At 68.0% G+C, this 20,884-nt stretch carries 21 protein-coding genes; 2 read left to right on the top strand and 19 right to left on the bottom strand.

Features of this window, described 5'->3' with window-relative positions; genetic code table 11:
• Window positions 1-5: 5 nt before the first annotated feature.
• Window positions 6-944, top strand: coding sequence for a DUF389 domain-containing protein (locus AB5J55_RS25570; RefSeq protein ID WP_369272872.1), 939 nt, complete (start codon window positions 6-8; stop codon window positions 942-944).
• A gap of 94 nt (window positions 945-1,038) precedes the next feature.
• Here AB5J55_RS25570 and glmM read toward each other — a convergent pair whose 3' ends face one another.
• The 4 genes from glmM to AB5J55_RS25550 all read right to left on the bottom strand — a co-directional run bounded on the left by glmM (window position 1,039) and on the right by AB5J55_RS25550 (window position 5,399).
• Window positions 1,039-2,397, bottom strand: a complete 1,359-nt coding sequence (glmM, locus tag AB5J55_RS25565; protein ID WP_369272871.1) for a phosphoglucosamine mutase — start codon at window positions 2,395-2,397, stop codon at window positions 1,039-1,041.
• Window positions 2,398-2,634: 237 nt separating this feature from the next.
• Entirely contained in the window at window positions 2,635-3,147 is a 513-nt protein-coding gene (gene rpsI / locus AB5J55_RS25560) for a 30S ribosomal protein S9 (protein WP_103812805.1), read from the bottom strand.
• Window positions 3,148-3,189: 42 nt separating this feature from the next.
• On the bottom strand, window positions 3,190-3,633 hold the full coding sequence (gene rplM / locus AB5J55_RS25555; RefSeq protein ID WP_010036634.1) for a 50S ribosomal protein L13: 444 nt from the start codon (window positions 3,631-3,633) through the stop codon (window positions 3,190-3,192).
• Window positions 3,634-4,142: 509 nt separating this feature from the next.
• The gene (locus AB5J55_RS25550; protein WP_369276288.1) at window positions 4,143-5,399 is read right to left on the bottom strand and encodes a glycosyltransferase family 87 protein; all 1,257 of its coding nucleotides are present in this window, start codon (window positions 5,397-5,399) and stop codon (window positions 4,143-4,145) included.
• Between the two features lie 109 nt (window positions 5,400-5,508).
• Here AB5J55_RS25550 and AB5J55_RS25545 point away from each other — a divergent pair, with 109 nt between their 5' ends.
• Window positions 5,509-6,393, top strand: a complete 885-nt coding sequence (locus AB5J55_RS25545) for a hypothetical protein (RefSeq protein ID WP_369272870.1) — start codon at window positions 5,509-5,511, stop codon at window positions 6,391-6,393.
• Between the two features lie 43 nt (window positions 6,394-6,436).
• On the opposite strand, the gene AB5J55_RS25540 is transcribed toward AB5J55_RS25545, so the two are convergent.
• The 15 genes from AB5J55_RS25540 to secY all read right to left on the bottom strand — a co-directional run bounded on the left by AB5J55_RS25540 (window position 6,437) and on the right by secY (window position 20,684).
• Window positions 6,437-7,201, bottom strand: coding sequence for a polyprenol monophosphomannose synthase (locus AB5J55_RS25540; RefSeq protein WP_369272869.1), 765 nt, complete (start codon window positions 7,199-7,201; stop codon window positions 6,437-6,439).
• A gap of 28 nt (window positions 7,202-7,229) precedes the next feature.
• Complete coding sequence (locus AB5J55_RS25535; protein ID WP_369272868.1) at window positions 7,230-8,537, bottom strand: UDP-glucose/GDP-mannose dehydrogenase family protein; 1,308 nt, start codon at window positions 8,535-8,537, stop codon at window positions 7,230-7,232.
• A 52-nt stretch (window positions 8,538-8,589) separates the two neighbouring features.
• The gene (locus tag AB5J55_RS25530; RefSeq protein ID WP_369272867.1) at window positions 8,590-10,401 is read right to left on the bottom strand and encodes an ArnT family glycosyltransferase; all 1,812 of its coding nucleotides are present in this window, start codon (window positions 10,399-10,401) and stop codon (window positions 8,590-8,592) included.
• On the bottom strand, window positions 10,401-11,423 hold the full coding sequence (locus AB5J55_RS25525; RefSeq protein WP_369272866.1) for a glycoside hydrolase family 26 protein: 1,023 nt from the start codon (window positions 11,421-11,423) through the stop codon (window positions 10,401-10,403). The genes AB5J55_RS25530 and AB5J55_RS25525 overlap by 1 nt, the downstream gene beginning before the upstream one ends.
• On the bottom strand, window positions 11,423-12,838 hold the full coding sequence (locus tag AB5J55_RS25520; protein WP_369276287.1) for a glycosyltransferase family 2 protein: 1,416 nt from the start codon (window positions 12,836-12,838) through the stop codon (window positions 11,423-11,425). The genes AB5J55_RS25525 and AB5J55_RS25520 overlap by 1 nt, the downstream gene beginning before the upstream one ends.
• Window positions 12,839-13,262: 424 nt before the next feature.
• Window positions 13,263-14,129 carry a tRNA pseudouridine(38-40) synthase TruA gene (truA, locus tag AB5J55_RS25515; protein WP_369272865.1) on the bottom strand — a complete coding sequence of 289 codons (867 nt, stop codon included), beginning with the start codon at window positions 14,127-14,129 and terminating at the stop codon, window positions 13,263-13,265.
• 140 nt (window positions 14,130-14,269) lie between these two features.
• Window positions 14,270-14,752 (bottom strand): 50S ribosomal protein L17, encoded by a 483-nt coding sequence (gene rplQ / locus AB5J55_RS25510; protein ID WP_369272864.1) that lies wholly within the window; start codon window positions 14,750-14,752, stop codon window positions 14,270-14,272.
• A 180-nt stretch (window positions 14,753-14,932) separates the two neighbouring features.
• A complete protein-coding gene (locus AB5J55_RS25505; protein WP_003966937.1) occupies window positions 14,933-15,955 on the bottom strand; it encodes a DNA-directed RNA polymerase subunit alpha in 1,023 nt (340 codons plus the stop codon).
• 146 nt (window positions 15,956-16,101) lie between these two features.
• Window positions 16,102-16,506: a 30S ribosomal protein S11 gene (gene rpsK / locus AB5J55_RS25500; protein ID WP_017949643.1), complete on the bottom strand. Its 405-nt coding sequence runs from the start codon at window positions 16,504-16,506 to the stop codon at window positions 16,102-16,104.
• Window positions 16,507-16,576: 70 nt separating this feature from the next.
• Window positions 16,577-16,957 carry a 30S ribosomal protein S13 gene (gene rpsM, locus AB5J55_RS25495; protein WP_037680379.1) on the bottom strand — a complete coding sequence of 127 codons (381 nt, stop codon included), beginning with the start codon at window positions 16,955-16,957 and terminating at the stop codon, window positions 16,577-16,579.
• A 196-nt stretch (window positions 16,958-17,153) separates the two neighbouring features.
• On the bottom strand, window positions 17,154-17,267 hold the full coding sequence (rpmJ, locus tag AB5J55_RS25490; protein WP_003998809.1) for a 50S ribosomal protein L36: 114 nt from the start codon (window positions 17,265-17,267) through the stop codon (window positions 17,154-17,156).
• Window positions 17,268-17,325: 58 nt separating this feature from the next.
• Complete coding sequence (gene infA, locus AB5J55_RS25485; RefSeq protein WP_003948620.1) at window positions 17,326-17,547, bottom strand: translation initiation factor IF-1; 222 nt, start codon at window positions 17,545-17,547, stop codon at window positions 17,326-17,328.
• 181 nt (window positions 17,548-17,728) lie between these two features.
• Window positions 17,729-18,565: a type I methionyl aminopeptidase gene (gene map / locus AB5J55_RS25480; RefSeq protein WP_369272863.1), complete on the bottom strand. Its 837-nt coding sequence runs from the start codon at window positions 18,563-18,565 to the stop codon at window positions 17,729-17,731.
• Window positions 18,566-18,708: 143 nt separating this feature from the next.
• On the bottom strand, window positions 18,709-19,371 hold the full coding sequence (locus AB5J55_RS25475) for an adenylate kinase (RefSeq protein WP_369272862.1): 663 nt from the start codon (window positions 19,369-19,371) through the stop codon (window positions 18,709-18,711).
• Entirely contained in the window at window positions 19,371-20,684 is a 1,314-nt protein-coding gene (gene secY / locus AB5J55_RS25470) for a preprotein translocase subunit SecY (RefSeq protein ID WP_369272861.1), read from the bottom strand. Before secY ends, AB5J55_RS25475 begins: the two co-directional genes overlap by 1 nt.
• Between the last annotated feature and the right edge of the window lie 200 nt (window positions 20,685-20,884).

The following is a 20,884-nucleotide window of genomic DNA, read 5'->3' as shown; positions in this document are numbered from 1 at the left end:
GCGTCATGCTGCATCTGCGCCTGATCACGCCGGCCGACCGGACCGACGACGTGGTCCGTCTGATCGAGAGGACGGTGGGGACGACCCACCTCGCCGTCCTGCCGGGCGCCGCCCGCAACCCCTCCGGGGACCTGGTCATGTGTGACGTGGCGCGCGAGGCGGGCGACGGACTCCTCACCGATCTGCAGCAGTTGGGCATCGAGGAGTCGGGGTCCATCGCCGTCGAGAACATCGACCTGTCGCTGTCCAAGCGTGCCGACGAGGCCGAGGAGGAGGCGCCGGGCGAGGGCGCGGACGCGGTGCTGTGGGAGCACCTCGCGGACGCCACGCACGAGGAGTCGACGCTCTCCGTCACCTACGTCGCCTTCATCACGCTGGCGACGATGATCGCGGCCTGCGGTGTCGTGCTCGACAACGCCGTGCTGATCGTGGGCGCGATGGCGGTGGGCCCGGAGTTCGGCCCCCTGGCCGGCCTCAGCACGGCCATCGTCCAGCAGCATCCGCGTCTTGCCCTGCGCTCGCTGATCGCGCTCGTGGCCGGCTTCGCCATCGCCATGGCCGTGACGGTCGGCTTCAGCTGGTTCATGGACGCCCTGGACCTGTTCTCCAAGGACCAACTGGAGGGCGAGCGCCCCAACACCGCCTTCGTCTACGCCCCCGACGCCTTCTCGTTCATCGTGGCGGTGCTGGCCGGTATCGCGGGCACCCTCTCCCTGACCTCCGCCAAGTCCGGCGCCCTGGTCGGCGTGGCCATCTCGGTCACCACGGTCCCGGCCGCCGCCAACGCGGCCGTCGCCCTCAGCTACGGCGACACGGAGCAGACCTGGGGCTCCACGCAGCAACTCCTGCTGAACCTGCTGGGCATCGTCGTGGCCGGCACGATCACCTTGCTGACCCAGAAGTGGCTGTGGTCGAAACAACGCCGACGCAAAATCGCCGCGTAGGGCAGCGCCCCGTAAGGGGCGCGGGGAACCGCGCGAGCAACCACACAACGGTCAGCCCGCGACGAACAGAAACCCCCCGCCCCGGCACGAGCGACTACCCCAGCGCGGATTTCACCGCATCAGCCAGCCGCCCCGCCACAGACCGAGCCTGATCGATGTCCGCGGCCTCGACCATCACCCGCACCAGCGGCTCGGTCCCCGAAGGCCGGAGCAACACCCGCCCGGTGGACCCGAGTTCCCGCTCGGCCTCCGTGACCGCCGACGCCAGCTCCGCCGAGGTCTTCACCCGCGACTTGTCCACGTCCGGCACATTGATCAGCACCTGCGGCAGCCGCTCCATGACGGACGCGAGGTCCTTGAGCGTACGACCGGTCTGCGCGACCCGCGCCGCCAGCAGAAGCCCGGTCAGCGTGCCGTCGCCGGTGGTGGCGTGATCGAGGATGATGACGTGCCCGGACTGCTCGCCGCCCAGGGCGAATCCGCGCTCCTTCATCTCCTCCAGCACATACCGGTCGCCGACCGCGGTCTGCACCAGCGCAATGCCCTCCCGCTCCATGGCGAGCTTGAACCCGAGGTTGGACATCACGGTCGCAACGACGGTCTCGGACCGCAGCTCGGACCGCTCCCTCATCGCCAGCGCGAGCACGGCGAGGATCTGGTCGCCGTCCACCTCCTCGCCGGTGTGGTCCACGGCGAGGCACCGGTCGGCGTCCCCGTCGTGCGCGATCCCCAGCGCGGCCCCGTGGTCGAGGACGGCGGCCTTCAGCTTGTCCAGATGCGTGGACCCGCAGCCGTCGTTGATGTTGAGCCCGTCCGGCTCGGCACCGATGGTGACGACGTCGGCCCCGGCCTGCCGGAACGCCTCCGGAGAGACGCCCGCCGCGGCGCCGTGCGCCTCGTCGAGGACGATCTTCAGCCCGTCCAGCCGGTTGGGCAGCACGCCGAGGAGGTGAGCGACGTACTCGTCGAACCCCTGGCCGTACGACCGCACCCGCCCGACTGCCGCACCCGTCGGACGCTGCCACGGCTCACCGTGCCGGTGCTCGTCGTAGACGGACTCGATACGGTCCTCCAGCTCGTCGGCGAGCTTGTGGCCGCCGCGGGCGAAGAACTTGATGCCGTTGTCCGGCATGGCGTTGTGGCTGGCCGAGAGCATGACACCGAGGTCCGCGCCGAGCGAGCCGGTGAGGTGCGCGACCGCGGGCGTGGGCAGCACGCCGACCCGCATCACGTCGACACCCGCACTCGCGAGGCCCGCGACGACGGCGGCCTCCAGGAACTCCCCGGACGCGCGCGGGTCCCGCCCGACCACCGCTGTCGGCCGGTGGCCCTCGAAGGTGCCCGCCTCGGCGAGTACGTGCGCTGCCGCCACGGACAGACCGAGGGCCATCTCGGCCGTCAGATCCGCGTTGGCGACACCACGCACGCCGTCCGTGCCGAAGAGTCGTCCCACTTGTCCTCCTGAGGAAACATCAGTTCCGAAAGCGGAGCCGGCGCTCGATACGCCACCGGGCCACCGGGGGCTCCCGCTTCCAGGCATTCCATGCCCGGGGCATCGGATCACACAAGCCTTTGAACGTCTTGTGCCGTTATACGCCCGCGCCCGGTGATAAGACGAACGCCCCGGCGGCACTGTGGCGTGCCGCCGGGGCGTTCGGAGTACCGGAGTACGAGCAGAGGCAGCTTGCGCTTAGCGCTTGCTGTACTGCGGGGCCTTGCGGGCCTTCTTCAGACCGGCCTTCTTGCGCTCGACCGCACGGTCGTCGCGCTTGAGGAAGCCGGCCTTCTTCAGCGGGCCGCGGTTGTTGTCGACGTCGGCCTCGTTCAGCGCGCGGGCGACACCCAGACGCAGCGCACCGGCCTGGCCGGAGACACCGCCACCGGCGATGCGGGCGATGACGTCGTAGCGACCCTCGAGCTCGAGCACCTTGAAGGGCTCGTTGACTTCCTGCTGGTGCACCTTGTTCGGGAAGTAGTCCTCGAGCGTCCGCCCGTTGATCTTCCACTTGCCGGTGCCCGGAACGATCCGGACGCGAGCGATGGCGTTCTTACGACGACCCAGGCCGGCGGCCGGCTGGGGCTCACCGAAGCGCGAGGCGAGGGACTCGGAGGTGTACTCACCCTCCACCGGAACCTCGGACTCGGTGGTGTAGCTGTCGATGTCAAGCTCTTCGAGCGGCTGCTCGGCAGTGGTCTCGGCCACGATTCTCCTCAGATTCTCTTCAGTCTTAGGGGGTGGCCGGACTTACTGCGCGACCTGGGTGATCTCGTACGGCTGCGGCTGCTGCGCGCCGTGCGGGTGCTGGTCACCCTTGTAGACCTTCAGCTTCGAGAGCATCTGACGGCCCAGAGTGTTCTTGGGGAGCATGCCCTTGACGGCCTTCTCGATGGCCTTCTCGGGGTTCTTGTCGAGGAGCTCGTCGTAACGGACGGAGCGCAGACCACCCGGGTAGCCGGAGTGGCGGTACGCCATCTTCTGGGTCCGCTTGTTACCGGACAGGTGCACCTTGTCGGCGTTGATGATGATGACGAAGTCACCAGCGTCGACGTGCGGCGCGTAGATCGGCTTGTGCTTGCCCCGGAGGAGCGTCGCGGCAGTAGTGGCGAGACGACCCAGGACAACGTCCTGAGCGTCGATGACGTGCCACTGGCGCGTCACATCGCCGGGCTTGGGGCTGTACGTACGCACGGTTCGTAGCCTTCGCTTCGAGTGAATGGTCCTGAACAGGTCACCGAAACGATCACGACAGCCTGGACCGCACGGCGGCGACGCATACCGCGTACGTGGGGTCGCTGGTCATCGGCCCGGTGGACCGGTGTAAGGGCCCGTCCCGTGAGAATGAGCAAGCCAATACACAACGAACATGCAGGATACCTGCGGCGCCACGGCCGGGTCAAAACGGGTGGCCGACGCCTGGCTCCTGCTGTCCATTAACCAGAGTAAGCGCCCACCAGGATCCGCCGCCCCATCCCCAACGCCGCCCCTGCCCGGCCTTCGCCCCGAACACGGGGCCCACCGCGGCCCACGCCCCCCAGGACGTGACCATCAACACGCCGAGACAAGCCCACAGCGCCACCCGAGCACCCTCCCGGCCACGGCATCCCCGGCCCCCGCCCCACACCCACCCACGCCGGACACCCGCTTCCCGCGCCCCGGGCACCTTAGGGACTCCCCCACCGAGGCGCTCAAGGAAGGGCTCATCCCTCCCCCCACCGAGTCCGCTCCTCAACGGGCGAAGCCGCAGCCCCGGAGGCGGAGTCCTCCATGGGGTCCAGGGGCGGAGCCCCCGGCGGGGTCGAAGGGGCGGAGCCCCTGGAGGACGGGACGGGTAGGGGCGGCTGGGGCGAGACCTCCCGCCCGCACCGAATGCCGCGGACAGCCACAGTCACCGCCAAACCACACAACGTCACCGCGTCCCGAAAAGCCCGCCGCTGCACCGCCTCCAGATAAGGCCAGGTCACCCCGGGAAGCTGCGGCACGAGCGCCACCCAGAACCACACTCCCCGAGCAACCGCCCCCTCCCCCAGCACCCCCGCCACCAGCAGCGGCACAACGACCAGCAGATAGTGGTCGTACGACGGCCGGGACACGAGGAACGCCGAGAGCATCAGCCCCACCGCGGTCTCGACAAGCCGCCGCGCCCCCTCATCCGCACCCCGCCAGCGCCAATACGCACACCCCACCCCCAGCCCCGCCGCGACCACCCCGATCCCCCCGGCCCACACCTCCGGCACCCCCACCCTCGGCAGCACGGCAACCAGCGACGCCTCGTACAGCCGTACAAAGCCGTCGTCCCCGCCCAGAAGGAACGGCAGAGTCCGAGTGAAGAACCCCGCAGGGTCCGGCAGCAGCAACGCCGCCCCCACGGACGCGATCACCGGCACCCCGACCATCACCCCCAGCCCCCGCCACCGCCCCGCGAAGACGAACAGCAGCCCCACCGGCGCCAGCAACGGCTTCAGCGCGATCGCCGCCCCGATCACCGCCCCCGCCGCCACCCACCGCCCCCGCGCCGCCAGCAACAACCCCAGCGGCAGCGCGAGCACGGCCGTAGCGGTCCAGTTCCCCAGCAGGACGAGGTGCGCGAACGGCGCGAACCCGACCGCGAGCCCGATCAGCCCGAGGGCGGCGAACCGGCTGCGCAGCGGCACCCCGTGCACCCGCAGCGCACAGACCCAGCCCCCCACCAGGCACCCGGTCACGACCACCGGCACGAGCACACCCAGCGCACCCGGCGGAATCAGCGCCTGCGGAGCCGCCGCCAGCACCGCACTCGGCAAATAGAGAAAGTGGGGGTCGTCATACGGCGAACCCCCACCCAGCCAGACCCGCGCCGCCCGCACGACGATCGCGTTGTCCATCCCTCCGTCCGAGGTCACCCGCGCCGTACGCACCACGAGGGCCCCCAGCAAGACCCCGAGCACCGCCCACAGATGCCACGTCGCCCGTCGCACCAACCACCCGGAGATGTCGCTTTTATGCTCGCTCACCGGCTGAACGCTAGGGGCCTGTGCGCCGCTTGGGGCGGACCGGCACACCCTCGGTCCGTCTAAGATGCGCCCCATGAGCTACGGGCAGCAGGGGGGACCCCAGTCCCAGTGGGATCCCTGGACACCGCAATCCCAGCAGCCGTGGAACAGCGGCGCCGACGACCAGACCCCGGACTGGGCCGCACTCGCCGAGGCCTCCGAGACCCGTAACAAACGGCGCCGGCTGCTGTTCATCGGCGGCGGCGCGCTGGCCACCGTCGCGATCGGTGCCGCCGTCGCCGTGGCCGTGGTGTCGTCGAACGACGGCAACTCGGCTTCGAACAAGCCGTCTTCCGAGCTCCCGGCGACCGCGGACCTGCCGAACCAGTCCACCGCCCCGTCGTTCGAGCCGACGAGCGCCCCGCCGCCGCTGGATCCGAAGGACTTCATCTCCAGCAAGGCCAAGGACACCGCTCCGCTCGGCGCGCAGATCCTCTTCCCCGGCACACAGCTGACCATGGGTGAGACGGTCTACAAGAAGGGCGCGACGGACGACACGAAGAACTGCTCCGCGGTCACCGAGGGCGGGCTCCCCAAGATCCTCACCGCCAACGGCTGTACCCGCTTCATGCGCGTCTCCTACGTCAAGGACGGCATCGCGGTGACGGTGGGCGTGGCCGTCTTCGACACCGAGGCGAAGGCCGCGAAGGTCAAGGGGCAGGTGAACACCAAGAAGGACATCGTCCGGCCGCTCTCCGGCAAGGGCATCAAGGACTTCTGCGCCTCCGCCGTCTGCTACTCCAAGTCCAACTCCTACGGCCGTTACGCCTACTTCACCATCACGGGCTTCACCAACGGCAAGGACATGACGGACAAGGACACGGCGGGCTTCCAGACCGGCGACAACCTGGAGGAGTTCACGTTCCGCCAGATCCGCCGGCGCGGCGAGGCCCAGGCTTCGGCGGCGGCGGGCGAGTAGCGGCGAGCGGCGGCCGACGCACGGTCGACCGCCGCCCACGGGCTCACCTGTGCTTCAGGCGCAGCCGGATCGGTACGACCGCCGACTCCAGCTGCGTCCGAAGCGTCATCTTCGACACACCCTCCGTCCGCTCCTCGAAGCGGATCGGGATCTCGACAGCGCTGTGCCCGGCCCTTACGGCCTTGTACTTCAGCTCGACCTGGAAGCTGTAGCCCGCGCTGTCCAGGGTGGCCAGGTCGATGTCCCGCAGGGTCGCGGCCGACCACAGGTTGAAGCCGGCCGTGATGTCCCGGATCTTCGTGCCGAGCACGGCGCGGGCGTAGCGGTTGGCGAACCGGGACAGCAGCACCCGGTGCACGCCCCAGTCCTCGTCCAGCGAACCGCCCTCGACGTACCGGCTGCCGACGACCAGGCCCACCCCGGAGGCCACCGCCGTGCCCAGCATCCGCGGCACCGCCTCCGCCGGGTGACTGCCGTCGGCGTCCATCTGGACCACGTACGCGGCACCCTCCTGGAGCGCGGCGCTCATACCCGCGACGTACGCCCGCCCCAGACCGTCCTTCTCGGTGCGGTGCAGCACGCTCATCCGGTGCCGGCCGTCCCAGTTGTACTTCTCGGCGAGTTCCTCGGCGATCCGCCCGGTGCCGTCCGGGCTGGAGTCGTCGACGATCTTCAGGTGCAGCCCGTCGATCGGCAGCCCGAGCACCAGCTCGGCCATCCGCGCCACGTTCGCGGCCTCGTTGTACGTCGGCATGACCACGGTGACCGGTACGCCCGGGTATCTGTCGTGGTTGTCACGTCCCGTCATGGCTTTCTCTTTCCCTCCCCTAGGAGCCCTACCGGGGCCCCTCCCCAACGGGCGCGGGCCTTCCCAGCGCCCGGAACCGCCAGCCCGCCGCGGTCCAGCGGTCCGCGTCGAGCACCCCCCGCCCGTCCACGATCCGCGGACGGGAAACCAGCGACCGGGCCCGCTCCGGGTCGATCTCCCGGAACTGCGGCCACTCGGTCAGATGCAGCACGAGATCGGCGCCACGCAGCGCCTCCTCGGCCGACAGCGCGTATCCGAGGAGCGGGAACGCCTTGCGGGCGTTGTCCATCGCCTCGGGGTCGTAGACGGTGACGTCGGCGCCGTCGAGCCGCAGCCGCGCGGCGACGTTGAGCGCCGGCGAGTCACGGATGTCGTCGGAGTCGGGCTTGAATGCCGCCCCGAGTACGGCGATACGGGCGCCCAGGACCGCTCCCCCGCACAGCCGGCGGGCCAGCTCGACAACCTTGTCGCGGCGCCGCATGTTGATCGCGTCCACCTCGCGCAGGAACGCCAGCGAGACGCCCAGCTCGTCGGCGCGGTGCGCGAAGGCGCGGATGTCCTTGGGCAGACAGCCCCCGCCGAAGCCGACACCGGCCCGCAGGAACTTCTTGCCGATCCGGTCGTCGTACCCGATCGCCTCGGCGAGCACTCCGACGTCGCCGCCCGCGGCCTCGCAGACCTCCGCCATCGCGTTGATGAAGGAGATCTTGGTGGCCAGGAAGGCGTTGGCGGCCGTCTTGACCAGTTCGGCGGTCGGAAAGTCGGCGGTGACGAGCGGGGTCCCGGCGGCGAGGACGGGCGCGTACACCTTCCGCAGAATCGTTTCGGCACGCTCCGAGCGCACCCCGAACACCAGCCGGTCCGGCCGCAGTGTGTCCTCGACGGCGAAGCCCTCCCGCAGGAACTCCGGGTTCCAGGCGACCTCGACGCCGGCATGCGTGTCCGCGAGCCGCCCCGCTGTCCCCACCGGCACGGTCGACTTGCCGACCAGCAGCGCGTCGGGGCCGGCGTGCGCGGCGATCGCCGCGAAGGCGGAGTCGACGTATGTCAGGTCGGCGCCCCCGGAGCCGCGCTGCGGCGTACCGACGCACACGAAGTGCACGTCGCCGAAGGCCGCGGCCTGCGCGTAGTCGGTCGTGAACCGCAGCCGCCCGCTCGCCGTGTGCCTGGCGATCAGCTCCGGCAGCCCGGGCTCGTGGAACGGCACCCGGCCCGCCTGCAGCGCGGCGACCTTGTCGGGGTCGACGTCGACCCCGAGCACGTCGTGTCCGAGCTCCGCCATGCAGGCGGCGTGGGTGGCACCGAGGTAGCCGGTGCCGATGACGGTGAGCCGCATGGGTACGGCCCCTTTCTTGGCATGGAGCGTTCTGCCGTGGAGCGGCGACAGCTCAGGAGGTCTTGATCCAGATGCGGTACGTGCCCGTGCCGCTGGAGTTGCTGAAGGGCACCTTGCCGAGGAGCCGGTAGTGCGAGTTCCCCTTGACCGCGGCCGCGACGACGTCGTCGACCCGCGGGTTGGTGAGCCCGTCCAGGACGATCAGGTCGAACTCGCCCTCGCGCAGCGCCGCGCGGTAGGCGTCGTCGCCCGTGTGGTACTTGCCCTTCTCGTCCGTGTACTCCAGCGCGAACACGCCCTGCCACTGGCGATGGGTCGTCTTCTCCCGCAGGTAGTAGACGGGCACTTCGGGCGTCGAGGCGAGGTAGTGGCCCTTGGAGTTCACATGGGAGTCGATGGTCCTGATCATCTTCGAGGAGTCGGGCCAGACGCCGAAGCGCCAGTCCGCCTGCGAGATGCCGAGGCACAGCACCGCCGTCCAGAGCATGATCCCGAGCTGGGGGTAGCGGAAGTGAGCGCCCACCAGACGGGTCACGCCCACGCCCGCCATCGGCGCGGCGAACAGCAGACCGAAGCCGACGTGCTTGAACAGCGAGACCACGGTGGCCAGTTGGATCTGGTACGCGGGCGCGAGCAGGGCTGTGCCGCACAACGTCAGGCCGAGCAGGGCACGCCAGCGCCAGCCCGGGTTGCCCAGCCGCAGCGCGATGGGCGACTCGTTCATACGGCTGCGCCGTACGTAGGAGACGGCGCCGCCGACCGCGGTCAGGAACATCAGGCCGCCCCACTCCGCCGAGCGCTGGAGCAGGAACTCGGCGCTGTCGGAGCCGTGGTCACGGTCGGTGGTGGTCTGCTGGACACCGGCGAGCAGGTCCGTGGTGTACATCCCCGCGAGCAGCAGACCGCCGATGCCGAGGCCGAGCAGCACCATCCGCAGGAACGATTTTGCTCCCTTGTGCGGCCAAGCGGTGAGCAGTGCGAGCACACAGATGGTGGGCAGGTACAGCGCGGACGCGTACTTCACGCCGACCGCGAGCACCGCCACGGGCGCGGCGAGCAGGACGGCGATCATCGGCGCGCGGTCGGTGCGCACCACGATCCAGGTCGCCAGCGCGAGCAGGAACACCGCCATCGCGTCGTACGTCGCGAAGTACCCCATGACGACGGTCGACTGGAGCACCGCGAACAGCGCCGCCGCGGCCAGCGCCGCACGCTCGTTGAACAGCCGCCGGGTGAAGGAGTACAGCAGCCCGGTGGTGGCCAGCATGAACAGCAGGCTGAGACACCGTGCCCCCGTGAGCCCGAACTGCCCGTCGACCAGCGCGACGAGCACCGGGTACAGCTGCGGCGAACCGGAGAAGTAGGCGGCGTAGTTGATGGGCAGCGGCGCGCCGTTCAGCAGATGGTCGAGCTCGGCGTGCCCGGCCGCTATGTACAGGGCCTCGTCCTGGAACGCCGTGTTGGACAGCCGCAGCGACAGCGCCGCCTGGATGAGGAGGATGCACAGCAGCACGGTCCGGCTCACCCAAGCCCGCCGACGGCTGCCCGCCATGTCCCAGCCGGCCTCCGGCGTCGCGGGGATGTGGTACCCCGGCTCGTCGTCCGGCACCTGCTGGTACTGGACCGTGCGCAGCGCGTACGTCGGCTGGTCCTCGTGCTGTCCGTGCGGCTGCTGCGGGATCTGTGCCGGGTACGGCTCCTGGTACGGCTCCTGGTACTGCTGGTGCCCGTACTGGTCGGCGGCGAACCCGTAGCCCTGCTGAGCGGAGTGCTGCCCGTTCGAGTTGAACCAGTTGGAGGCCGACTCGTCCTCGGCGTACGGATCGTAGGGCTGAGGCGTGTAATGATCGTTTCGGGAGGTCATCACGGCTTCCGTACGTCGAAGCCGAAGCTGTCGTCGGCGGCCAGGCGCTTGAACTCCGTCAGCGCCAGCGGGCTCGCCTCCAGTCGCCAGTCGGCACGCTTTTTGTGGTTGAACCAGATGAAACCGATCATGTCGTCGTCCGCCGTCACGCCCGCGAACAGGTTGCGGATGTCGGCACGCCGCCGCTCACCCGCCATCGCGGCGGTCTCCAGCAGGATCATCGGCTTCTTGGTGAAGGTGCGGACCTGGTCCCGGGTCGCCCCGAAGACGCTGTCGAAGGCGTTGTCCTCCTCGATCGTCCAGTAGCCGATGAGGCCGACCCAGTCGACGTAGGCGTCGCCCGGGTAGTACGGCTTGAGCTTCACGCTCTTGACCGGGTTGACGATGTTGGGCGACCAGGCCCAGATGACGTTCGAGGCGCCGACGTCGATGAAGGTCTCGTGGATCTGCCGCCAGGCGGCCACGTAGTCCTTCGGGGTCACGTCCTTCGTGCCCCACTTCTCCCAGTGGCCGTTGAACTCGTCGGCGAAGGAGATCACGACGGGCAGGTTCAGCTTGCGGACGGCGGTCGCGTACTCCTTGATGTACGCGTCCGACTCGCCGGCCGCGATGTCGGCGATCGGCGTGTCGAAGGGTTCCCACGACATCAGCGTCATGGCGCCCTCACGCCAGGCGTTGCGCACACCGGTGGCGTCGAAGCCGTCGCCCCAGGCGGCGTAGTACTCGATGAGGTTCGGCTGCTTGCCGACCATCTCCGTGTACGTGTCGACGCCCTTCATGGAGGTCGGCGCGCCGTCCACAGCGGCGCCGAAATACTTCTTGTCCGGCTTCAGCAGCGGTACGACGTCGTAGGGCACGTCGGTCTCGGGGCTCGCCGCCGAGTCGGCACCGGCCTTGCCCTGCTCGCTGCTCTGCGAGGAACCGCCCGACTCCTCGCCGAGCACCGAGCAGCCGCTGAGGGCGAGCACACCGCTGAGCAGCGCGGCCGCCAGGGTCGTACGCGTGCGGGTGAACAGCTGCATCAGGCCACCGCCTTCTCGCGGGGCTGGACCAGGACACGGCCCACGACGAGGGCGTAGAAGAGGCCGGAGGACAGGATCAGGGCGAAGTCCGGGGCGTCCATGGTGAACGACCGGTAGACCGCCCCCACGACCCAGATCAGCGCGGTGCCGCCGCTCCAGACCCACATGCCGATCCAGAAGCGCCGCGTCTTGTTCTTCTTGGCGCCGGAGGAGCCGGTGGGCTGCCAGCCCATGCGGTTCTTGCGGAGGATGTCCCAGATGGCGAACACGTGGGCCCAGCCGTACATCAGGCGGGCCGCCCAGGCCTCCAGGCGGTAGGGGGCCGTGTGCCACATCGGGAAGATGACCGTGGTGTAGATGATGCTGGGCAGCACCAGAACCAGGTGCTCGACCATGAGTTTCTCCGGCATCACGATCAGCAGCACGATCGGGATGACGGGGGCGGCAAAGGTGAACAGCGCCGTGTGGATGTAGTAGAAGAAGCCGGACATGTAACACAGGCGGCTGGAGAACCTGATCTTCGCCTGCCAGAACTTCCGGCTGCCGAGCAGGCTCATCGAACCCGAGCACCAGCGGTACTGCTGGTTGAAGAAGGCGCCCGCGGTGTCCGGGCACACGCCCGTGGACACGGCGATCGGCACATAGCGCAGATCCCAGCCCAGGCCCCGCAGGTCGAAGCCGGTGTGCACGTCCTCGGAGTGCTCGATCAGCGTCGTACCGCCGTTGGTCTCCAGCGCGGCCCGCCGGTACACCGCACAGCTGCCCACGCAGATGGCGCCGTCGCTGCCCTGCCGGGAGACCTGCACGGACCGGTAGAACAGCTCCTGCACCGCGCCCGCGCCGCGCTCGATCCAGTTCTGCGAGTCCAACACCCGGAAGTACTGCGGCGACTGGACGATCCCGATGCGCGGGTCCGCCTCCATGTACGGCAGCAGCTCCTGGAGCAGGTCGGCGCGTGGCGTGAAGTCGGCGTCCAGGATCAGGATGTACTGGCCGTCGGACTGCCCGAACCCGAAGTGCAGGTTGCCGGCCTTCTTGAACCAGCCCCGGTTCTCCCGGGTGCCGTAGCGGAACCCGAAATCCCGGGCCATGGCGGCCAGCTCAGGACTGGCACCGTCGTCGAGCACGAACGGGACGCAGACGCCGGGATACCGGTCGGCCATGTCCCGCACATGCCGCCAGGTGTTGTGCAGCACCTCGATGGGCTCACCGCACACCGGCAGGAACACGTCGACGCTCGGGTACACCTCGGGCCGCCAGTTGTGCACCAGCCGCTTGTGGTACGCGATGTCGAAGTCCCGGGTGAAACCGTTCACCCGCAACGACACCAGGTAGTACAGGACCGTGAAGACCAGCAGCGGCGTGTAGATCCACAGCAGCGGCGTGGAGGCGGCCAGCTTGAACTGGCTCACCACCAGGCAGCAGAAGCTGATCAGCGAGCTGATCGTCAGGATCCACAGGCGCCGGCGTGTGTAGGAGTACTTCTCCTTGTCCGTCGGCGGCAGCGGCAGCAGCCCCAGCGGGGCACCGTCACCCCGCCCGGCCTTCCGCCGTCCGCCACCGTTGCCGTTCTGGCGCGTGCTGCGCCGCCCCCCGGTCCGCGCAGGACCAACTGAACTCATGAAGAAACCCACCCCCGGGCCCGGATACGGCCCGTATGACCCCCACCCCTACTCGGCCTTCCCCATGTCGATTTCTCGAACAACGGCCGAGCAGCTCGAACAACTAGTTGAGCGATGAAAAGATATACGAGAGGTAAGGGGGTTGTAAGGGGCACCAAGAGGGCTTACGCCCGGTAAGTCCTGACATGAGCGCTATCTGACCTCAAATGTCAGGTAACTAACAGGTTTCGCATCCGGACGTCCCGGGCAGGAATCGCCGGTTCCGCGCCTCCTTGCTCCGCGCCGCCAGCAACTCGTCCGCCGGATACCCCACCTCTTCGAGGGTGAGCCCGTGCGGCCGTACGACATGCACGGCGGAGTCCCTGACACCGGCGGCAAGCACCTTGCCGGGCCAGTCGGCGGGCCGGTGCCCGTCCCCCACGAACAGCAGCGCCCCGATCAGCGACCGCACCATGTTGTGGCAGAAGGCGTCGGCCCGAACGGTCGCGGTGACGATCCCGTCGTTCCCCCGCACGAGGCTCAGTTCCTGGAGCGTCCGAATGGTGGTCGCCCCCTCCCGCTTCTTGCAGTAGGCGGCGAAGTCGTGCTCGCCGAGGAGCCGCCCGGCGGCCTCGTTCATGGCGTCGACGTCGAGAGGCCAGTCGTGCCAGAGGACGTGGCTGCGCAGCAGCGGGTCGACACCCCCGGGATTGTCGGTGACGCGATACGCATAGCGCCGCCAGACCGCCGAGAACCGCGCGTTGAACCCACTGGGCGCCTCCCGCAGCGCCCACACCCGCACGTCCTTGGACAGCCGCCCGGCAAGCCGCTTGAGCAGCTTCTCGTGGTGCTCCCGCCAGACCGCCTCCGGCAGATCGACATGCGCCACCTGCCCCCGAGCGTGCACCCCGGCGTCGGTACGCCCCGCCACGGTCAGTTCGTACGTCGTCCCGCCCGACCGCGTGACGGTCCGCAGGGCATCCTCGATCTCCCCCTGCACGGTCCGCCGCCCACCGGCCTGCTTGGCCCAGCCGGAGAACTCGGTGCCGTCATAGGACAGGTCGAGGCGTACACGGACGTACCCGGGCGCTACTTCATCACTCACACGGAGATCCTCTCAGGAACACAAGAGCGGGCCCGCTCCTCGAAAGGAACGGGCCCGCAATCGCCTAAAGGGGCGCGGGGAACTGCGCGACCGGCCACGACGGCGCCGCGGCCGCAAACCGAACAGCCCCCGGCAGACGCTTAGGCGTCCTTCGACTCCTCGGCGGCAGCCTCGTCGGCCTTGGTCGTGTCGACCTTGACCTCGGCGTCCTTGGCAGCGCGCTTCGTCGCCGCCTCGGCCTCGCCCGTGGCCTCCTGAGCAACCGTCAGCGCCTCGACCAGCTCGATGACGGCCATGGGCGCGTTGTCGCCACGGCGGTTACCGATCTTGGTGATACGGGTGTAGCCACCCGGACGGTTCTCGTAGCGCGGGCCGATCTCGGTGAAGAGCGTGTGCACGATGCTCTTGTCCGTGATGACCTGCAGCACCTGGCGGCGGTTGTGAAGGTCGCCCTTCTTGGCCTTGGTGACCAGACGCTCGGCGTACGGCCGCAGACGGCGGGCCTTCGCCTCGGTGGTGGTGATACGGCCGTGCTCGAAGAGCGCCTTCGCGAGGTTCGCGAGGAGCAGCTTCTCGTGCGCGGCACTGCCGCCCAGACGGGCACCCTTGGTGGGCTTCGGCATTTGTCTCTCCTGTGTGTCTGCCCCGGCCGTGTCAGGTACCGAGGTCAGTATCCGAGCAGGCGGTCGCCTGTCGGAGATCCGGAAGCAGCCCCGAAGGGACGCTTCCGGAAGGGGCGCGGGGAACTGCGCGATCAAGCACAGCGCACCCGCACCCGAAAACGGACCGTCGGGCCCGAGCTCTTAGTACTGCTCGGTCTCGACGAACCCGGCGTCTGCGTCGTCGTCCGCGCCGAAGGCGTCCGCGGCAGCGGTCGGGTCGAATCCGGGCGGGCTGTCCTTGAGCGCCAGGCCCATGCCGGCCAGCTTCGCCTTGACCTCGTCGATCGACTTCGCACCGAAGTTGCGGATGTCGAGCAGGTCGGCCTCGGAACGAGCCACGAGCTCACCCACCGAGTGGATGCCCTCGCGCTTGAGGCAGTTGTACGACCGAACGGTGAGCTCCAGCTCCTCGATCGGCAGCGCCAGATCAGCGGCGAGCGCGGCGTCCGTCGGGGACGGACCCATGTCGATGCCCTCGGCGTCGATGTTCAGCTCGCGGGCGAGACCGAACAGCTCGACCAGGGTCTTACCGGCGGAGGCCATGGCGTCACGCGGACGCATCGCCTGCTTGGTCTCGACGTCGACGATCAGCTTGTCGAAGTCGGTGCGCTGCTCGACACGCGTGGCCTCGACCTTGTACGTGACCTTCAGAACCGGCGAGTAGATGGAGTCGACCGGGATACGGCCGATCTCCTGGCCCACCTGCTTGTTCTGCACGGCGGAGACGTAACCGCGGCCACGCTCGACCGTGAGCTCCATCTCCAGCTTGCCCTTGCCGTTGAGCGTGGCGAGGACGAGATCGGGGTTGTGCACCTCGACACCGGCCGGGGGCGCGATGTCGGCGGCGGTGACCAGACCCGGACCCTGCTTGCGCAGGTACATCACGACCGGCTCGTCGTGCTCCGAGGAGACGACCAGCTGCTTGATGTTGAGGATCAGGTCGGTGACGTCCTCCTTGACGCCCGGCACGGTGGTGAACTCGTGCAGCACGCCGTCGATGCGGATGGACGTGACCGCCGCACCCGGGATCGAGGACAGGAGGGTCCGGCGCAGGGAGTTGCCGAGGGTGTAACCGAAGCCCGGCTCCAGCGGCTCGATCACGAACCGGGAGCGGAATTCGTCGACGACCTCTTCGGTCAACGAGGGACGCTGAGCAATCAGCATGTGTGGATCAGATCCTTCTTTCGTGGACGCCCGCTATTTGACGTCCGACGGAAACCGCACCCGTGAAGAGTGCGGGTAGTGCAAGGGTACGGGCGATACAACCCCTTACGGAGTCGTACCGCCCGAAACCTCAAGCGAACCGTGCCTCAGACGCGGCGGCGCTTCGGCGGGCGGCAGCCGTTGTGCGGGGTCGGGGTGACGTCCTGGATGGAGCCGACCTCGAGACCCGTGGCCTGCAGGGAGCGGATCGCGGTCTCACGACCGGAGCCCGGGCCCTTGACGAACACGTCGACCTTGCGCATGCCGTGCTCCTGGGCGCGGCGGGCAGCCGACTCGGCGGCCATCTGCGCGGCGAACGGCGTGGACTTCCGGGAGCCCTTGAAGCCGACGTGGCCGGCGGAGGCCCAGGAGATCACGTTGCCGGACGGGTCCGTGATCGAAACGATGGTGTTGTTGAACGTGCTCTTGATGTGCGCGTGGCCGTGAGCGACGTTCTTCTTTTCCTTGCGGCGCACCTTCTTGACGGCGCCCTGACGTCCCTTGGGGGGCATCTGTTAACTCCTACGGGGAGGTGGTCGGTCCTACAGCGAAGACCGCTGATGAAGCGTTGTCCGCTGAGGACTACTTCTTGCCCGGCTTCTTCTTGCCGGCGATGGCGCGACGCGGGCCCTTGCGGGTGCGGGCGTTGGTGCTGGTGCGCTGACCGCGGACGGGCAGGCCACGGCGGTGACGCAGACCCTGGTAGCAGCCGATCTCGACCTTGCGGCGGATGTCGGCCTGGATCTCGCGACGGAGGTCACCCTCGGTCTTGATGTTGTTGTCGACGTACTCGCGGATCGCGACGAGCTGCTCTTCGCTCAGGTCACGAACACGGGTGTTCGGGTCGATGCCCGTCTCCGCCAGCGTCAGCTGCGAAAGGGTCCGGCCGATGCCGAACACGTAGGTGAGGGCGACCTCCACGCGCTTTTCGCGCGGGATGTCAACACCGGAAACGCGTGCCATTCAATGGCTCCTGGTGATCTTCGGAGGTCTTCCACAGAACCGAATCCCAGCCGCCGTACCAGGTACGAACTGGGTCCCCGGCCTCCGAACCGGGGGTGTCAGGCGAAGTTTCGCCTGGGTCCTGCGTATGAACATATTCAGCTCGCGTCGCGCGAATCTCTGCGATGTCGTTGCAGAGGGAGTGGACGATCGTGCGTCAGCCCTGGCGCTGCTTGTGGCGCGGGTTCTCGCAGATGACCATGACCCGACCGTGACGGCGGATCACCCTGCACTTGTCGCAGATCTTCTTGACGCTCGGCTTGACCTTCATTGGTGAGGTTCTCCGGGTCAGTGCCATCGCCTCGGGAAGCCCGGGGCGCGGGCAAGATCTACTTGTAGCGGTAGACGATCCGGCCACGGGTCAGGTCGTACGGAGACAACTCCACCACGACCCGGTCGTCAGGGAGGATGCGGATGTAGTGCATGCGCATCTTGCCGCTGATGTGTGCCAGGACCTGGTGGCCGTTCTGGAGCTCGACCTTGAACATGGCGTTCGGCAGAGACTCGACGACAGTGCCCTCGATCTCGATGGCACCTTGCTTCTTGGCCACGCTTCGCCCTTCGGAATCGACTACCTTGATCGACCCCTGCGCTTTCCCTTACGGGTGCATGCAGACATGCGGGTGCACAAGAGCCGACGAGTCAGTCTACGTCAGCGCACCCGGAAAGACGAATCGGGGAAGTCTGCCCCGGCGGGCAGATCATTAAGCGCCGGGAAGTTACGGCGAAGACTCAGGCCGACGGATCCGGCGCAGCGACGATGCCGTACTCGGCGAGCTTCGCCTTGCCGCCGTCGGGAGACGTGAGCACCAGCGGCCCCGCTTCGGTCAGCGCAACCGAGTGCTCCCAGTGGGACGACCAGGTGCCGTCGGTGGTGATCACGGTCCAGTCGTCGGACAGGACCTCCGTCTTCGCGGTGCCCAGCGAGACCATCGGCTCGATCGCGAGGCAGAAGCCCGGGACCAGCTTCGGACCCTTCCCCCGCCGGCGCTCGACGTAGTTCAGCAGGTGCGGGTCCATGTGCATCTCGGTGCCGATGCCGTGGCCGCCGTAGTCCTCGATGATCCCGTAGCGCCCGCCGCCCGGCTTCGGCTGCCGGCGGATGTACGTCTCGATGGCACGGGAGACGTCGACGAGACGGTTCCCCTGCTTCATGGCCGCGATGCCGGCCCACATCGACTCCTCGGTCACCCGGGAAAGCTCGATCAGCTCCGGAGCGTGACCGGAGCCCACGAAGGCGGTGTAGGCGGCGTCGCCGTGCCAGCCGTCGATGATCGCGCCGCAGTCGATGGAGATGATGTCGCCGTCCTTGAGGACGACGTCCTCGGACGGGATGCCGTGGACGACGACGTCGTTCACGGAGGTGCAGATGGTCGCCGGGAAGCCGCCGTAGCCGAGGAAGTTCGACTTGGCACCGTGCTCCGCGAGCACCTTGCGGGCGACCTCGTCCAGATCCTTGGTACTGGCCCCCGGTACCGCGGCCTCGCGCGTGGCCGCGTGAATGGCGGCAACGACCAGCCCCGCCTCACGCATCTTGGCGATCTGCTCGGGGCTCTTGATCTGCACCATGGGGACGGGGGCCTTCCTGGACTGAATAGAGGGGACTTCTTCAACCATACGGGCGGAGCCTGCGCACCCCACCCCACGCAGCAGCCGCGGCCCCCTCACAGGGAGCCGCGGCCTGAGCTACGTACACGAGCCAGGAACGCCTGCTACTTGCCGTCCCCGTCACGCTGGAGCGCCTCCATGGCGCGCGCCGTGACCTCTTCGACCTTGCCAAGAGCGGAGATGGTGACGACCAGTCCCTGCGTCTTGTAGTAGTCGATGATCGGCTCGGTCTGCGTGTGGTAGACCTCGAGGCGCTTGCGGACCGTCTCCTCCGAGTCGTCGTCCCGCTGGTACAGCTCGCCGCCGCAGGCGTCGCAGACGCCCTCCTTCTTCGGCTTGCTGTACGTCACGTGGAAGACGTGGCTGGAGTCCTTGCGGCAGATCCGCCGCCCGGCGATCCGCTTGACGACCTCTTCCTCGGGGACCTCGAGGTCCAGGACGGCGTCCAGCTTCATGCTCTCGGACTGGAGCATCTCGTCGAGCGCCTCGGCCTGGGACACATTGCGCGGGAAGCCGTCCAGCAGGAAGCCACCCTCGGCGTCCGGCTTCTCCATGCGGTCCTTGGCCATCCCGATGGTGACCTCGTCCGGCACCAGGTTGCCCGCGTCCATGTAGGACTTCGCGAGCTTCCCGAGCTCCGTCTGCTGGCTGATGTTGGCGCGGAACAGGTCGCCCGTGGAGATGTGCGGGATCGACAGGTTCTTGGCGAGGAACGCAGCCTGCGTTCCCTTACCGGCGCCCGGCGGCCCGACGAGGACGATACGCATCAGCGGAGGAACCCTTCGTAATTGCGCTGCTGGAGCTGGCTCTCGATCTGCTTCACCGTTTCGAGACCGACACCCACGATGATCAGGATGCTGGTCCCGCCGAACGGGAAGTTCTGGTTTGCCCCGAAACCAGCCAACGCCATCGTCGGCACGAGAGCGATCAGACCCAAGTACAGCGAGCCCGGCCAAGTGATCCGGTTGAGTACGTACGAAAGGTACTCAGCGGTCGGTCGGCCAGCCCGGATGCCCGGGATGAAGCCACCATACTTCTTCATGTTGTCCGCGACTTCCTCGGGGTTGAACGAGATGGCCACGTAGAAGAACGCGAAGAAGATAATCAGGAAGAAGTACAGCGTGACGTGCAGCGGAGCGTCCGTGAGCGCGAGGTTCTGCTCGATCCAGGTCTTCCAGCCGGCGTTCCCACCGGCGAACTGCGCGATCAGTGCCGGGATGTAGAGCAGGGACGAGGCAAAGATCACAGGGATGATGCCCGCCTGGTTGACCTTCAGCGGAATGTACGTCGAAGTGCCGCCGTAGGACCGGCGGCCGATCATGCGCTTCGCGTACTGGACGGGGATTCGGCGCTGAGCCTGCTCGACGAAGACCACCAGGCCGATCATGACGAGACCCACGGCAACCACGGTGCCGAACTCGATCCAGCCGTCGGCCAGGGAGCCCTGCTTCTTGATGGCCCACAGCGCGGACGGGAAGGTCGCGGCGATCGAGATGAACATCAGGATCGACATGCCGTTGCCGATACCGCGGTCGGTGATCAGCTCACCGAGCCACATGACCATGGCCGTACCGGCGGTCATGGTGATGACCATCACGATGGTGGTGAAGATCGAGCGGTCCGGCACGATCTGGTTGGCGACCTGGCAGTTCTGGAAGAGCGCACCACTGCGGGCGGTGGCCACCAGGCCGGTGCCCTGCAGCACGGCGAGCGCCACCGTCAGGTACCGGGTGTACTGCGTGATCTTCGCCGTACCGGCCTGGCCTTCCTTCTTCAAGGCTTCCAGGCGCGGAATCACGACGGTCAGCAGCTGCAGGATGATGCTCGCCGTGATGTACGGCATGATGCCGAGCGCGAAGATCGTGATCTGAAGCAGCGCGCCGCCACTGAACATGTTGACCAGACCGAAAAGGCCCTGGTTGGCGTCCGCCTGGTCGATACAGACCTGTACGGCCCGGTAATCGACGCCGGGAATCGGAATGTGGGTACCGACCCGGAAGATCACAATGATGCCGAGCGTGAAGAGCAGCTTCTTGCGCAGGTCGGGCGTCTTGAACGCCCGGGCGAACGCGGTGAGCACGGTGCCTCCTGCGACCCCCGCGCTACTGCGTCAAGGGTGACGGTCTTGAGGTTCGACTAATAGGAACGACTTAGCTAACGGTCAACTGCCGCTCAGAGTGCCCCACAAGAAGCACTCCGTAAAAGTGGGCAGTGCAGGCCACCTTACCCGCGGGACCGCCCCCCTTGGAACGACCAACCGGGGATACCCCATTTGTGGGG

The sequence above is a fragment of the Streptomyces sp. R11 genome, from assembly GCF_041051905.1.
Lineage (GTDB): Bacteria > Actinomycetota > Actinomycetes > Streptomycetales > Streptomycetaceae > Streptomyces.
The sequence above is the reverse complement of the archived record's forward strand: the minus strand, read 5'-3'. Positions and strand labels throughout refer to the sequence as shown.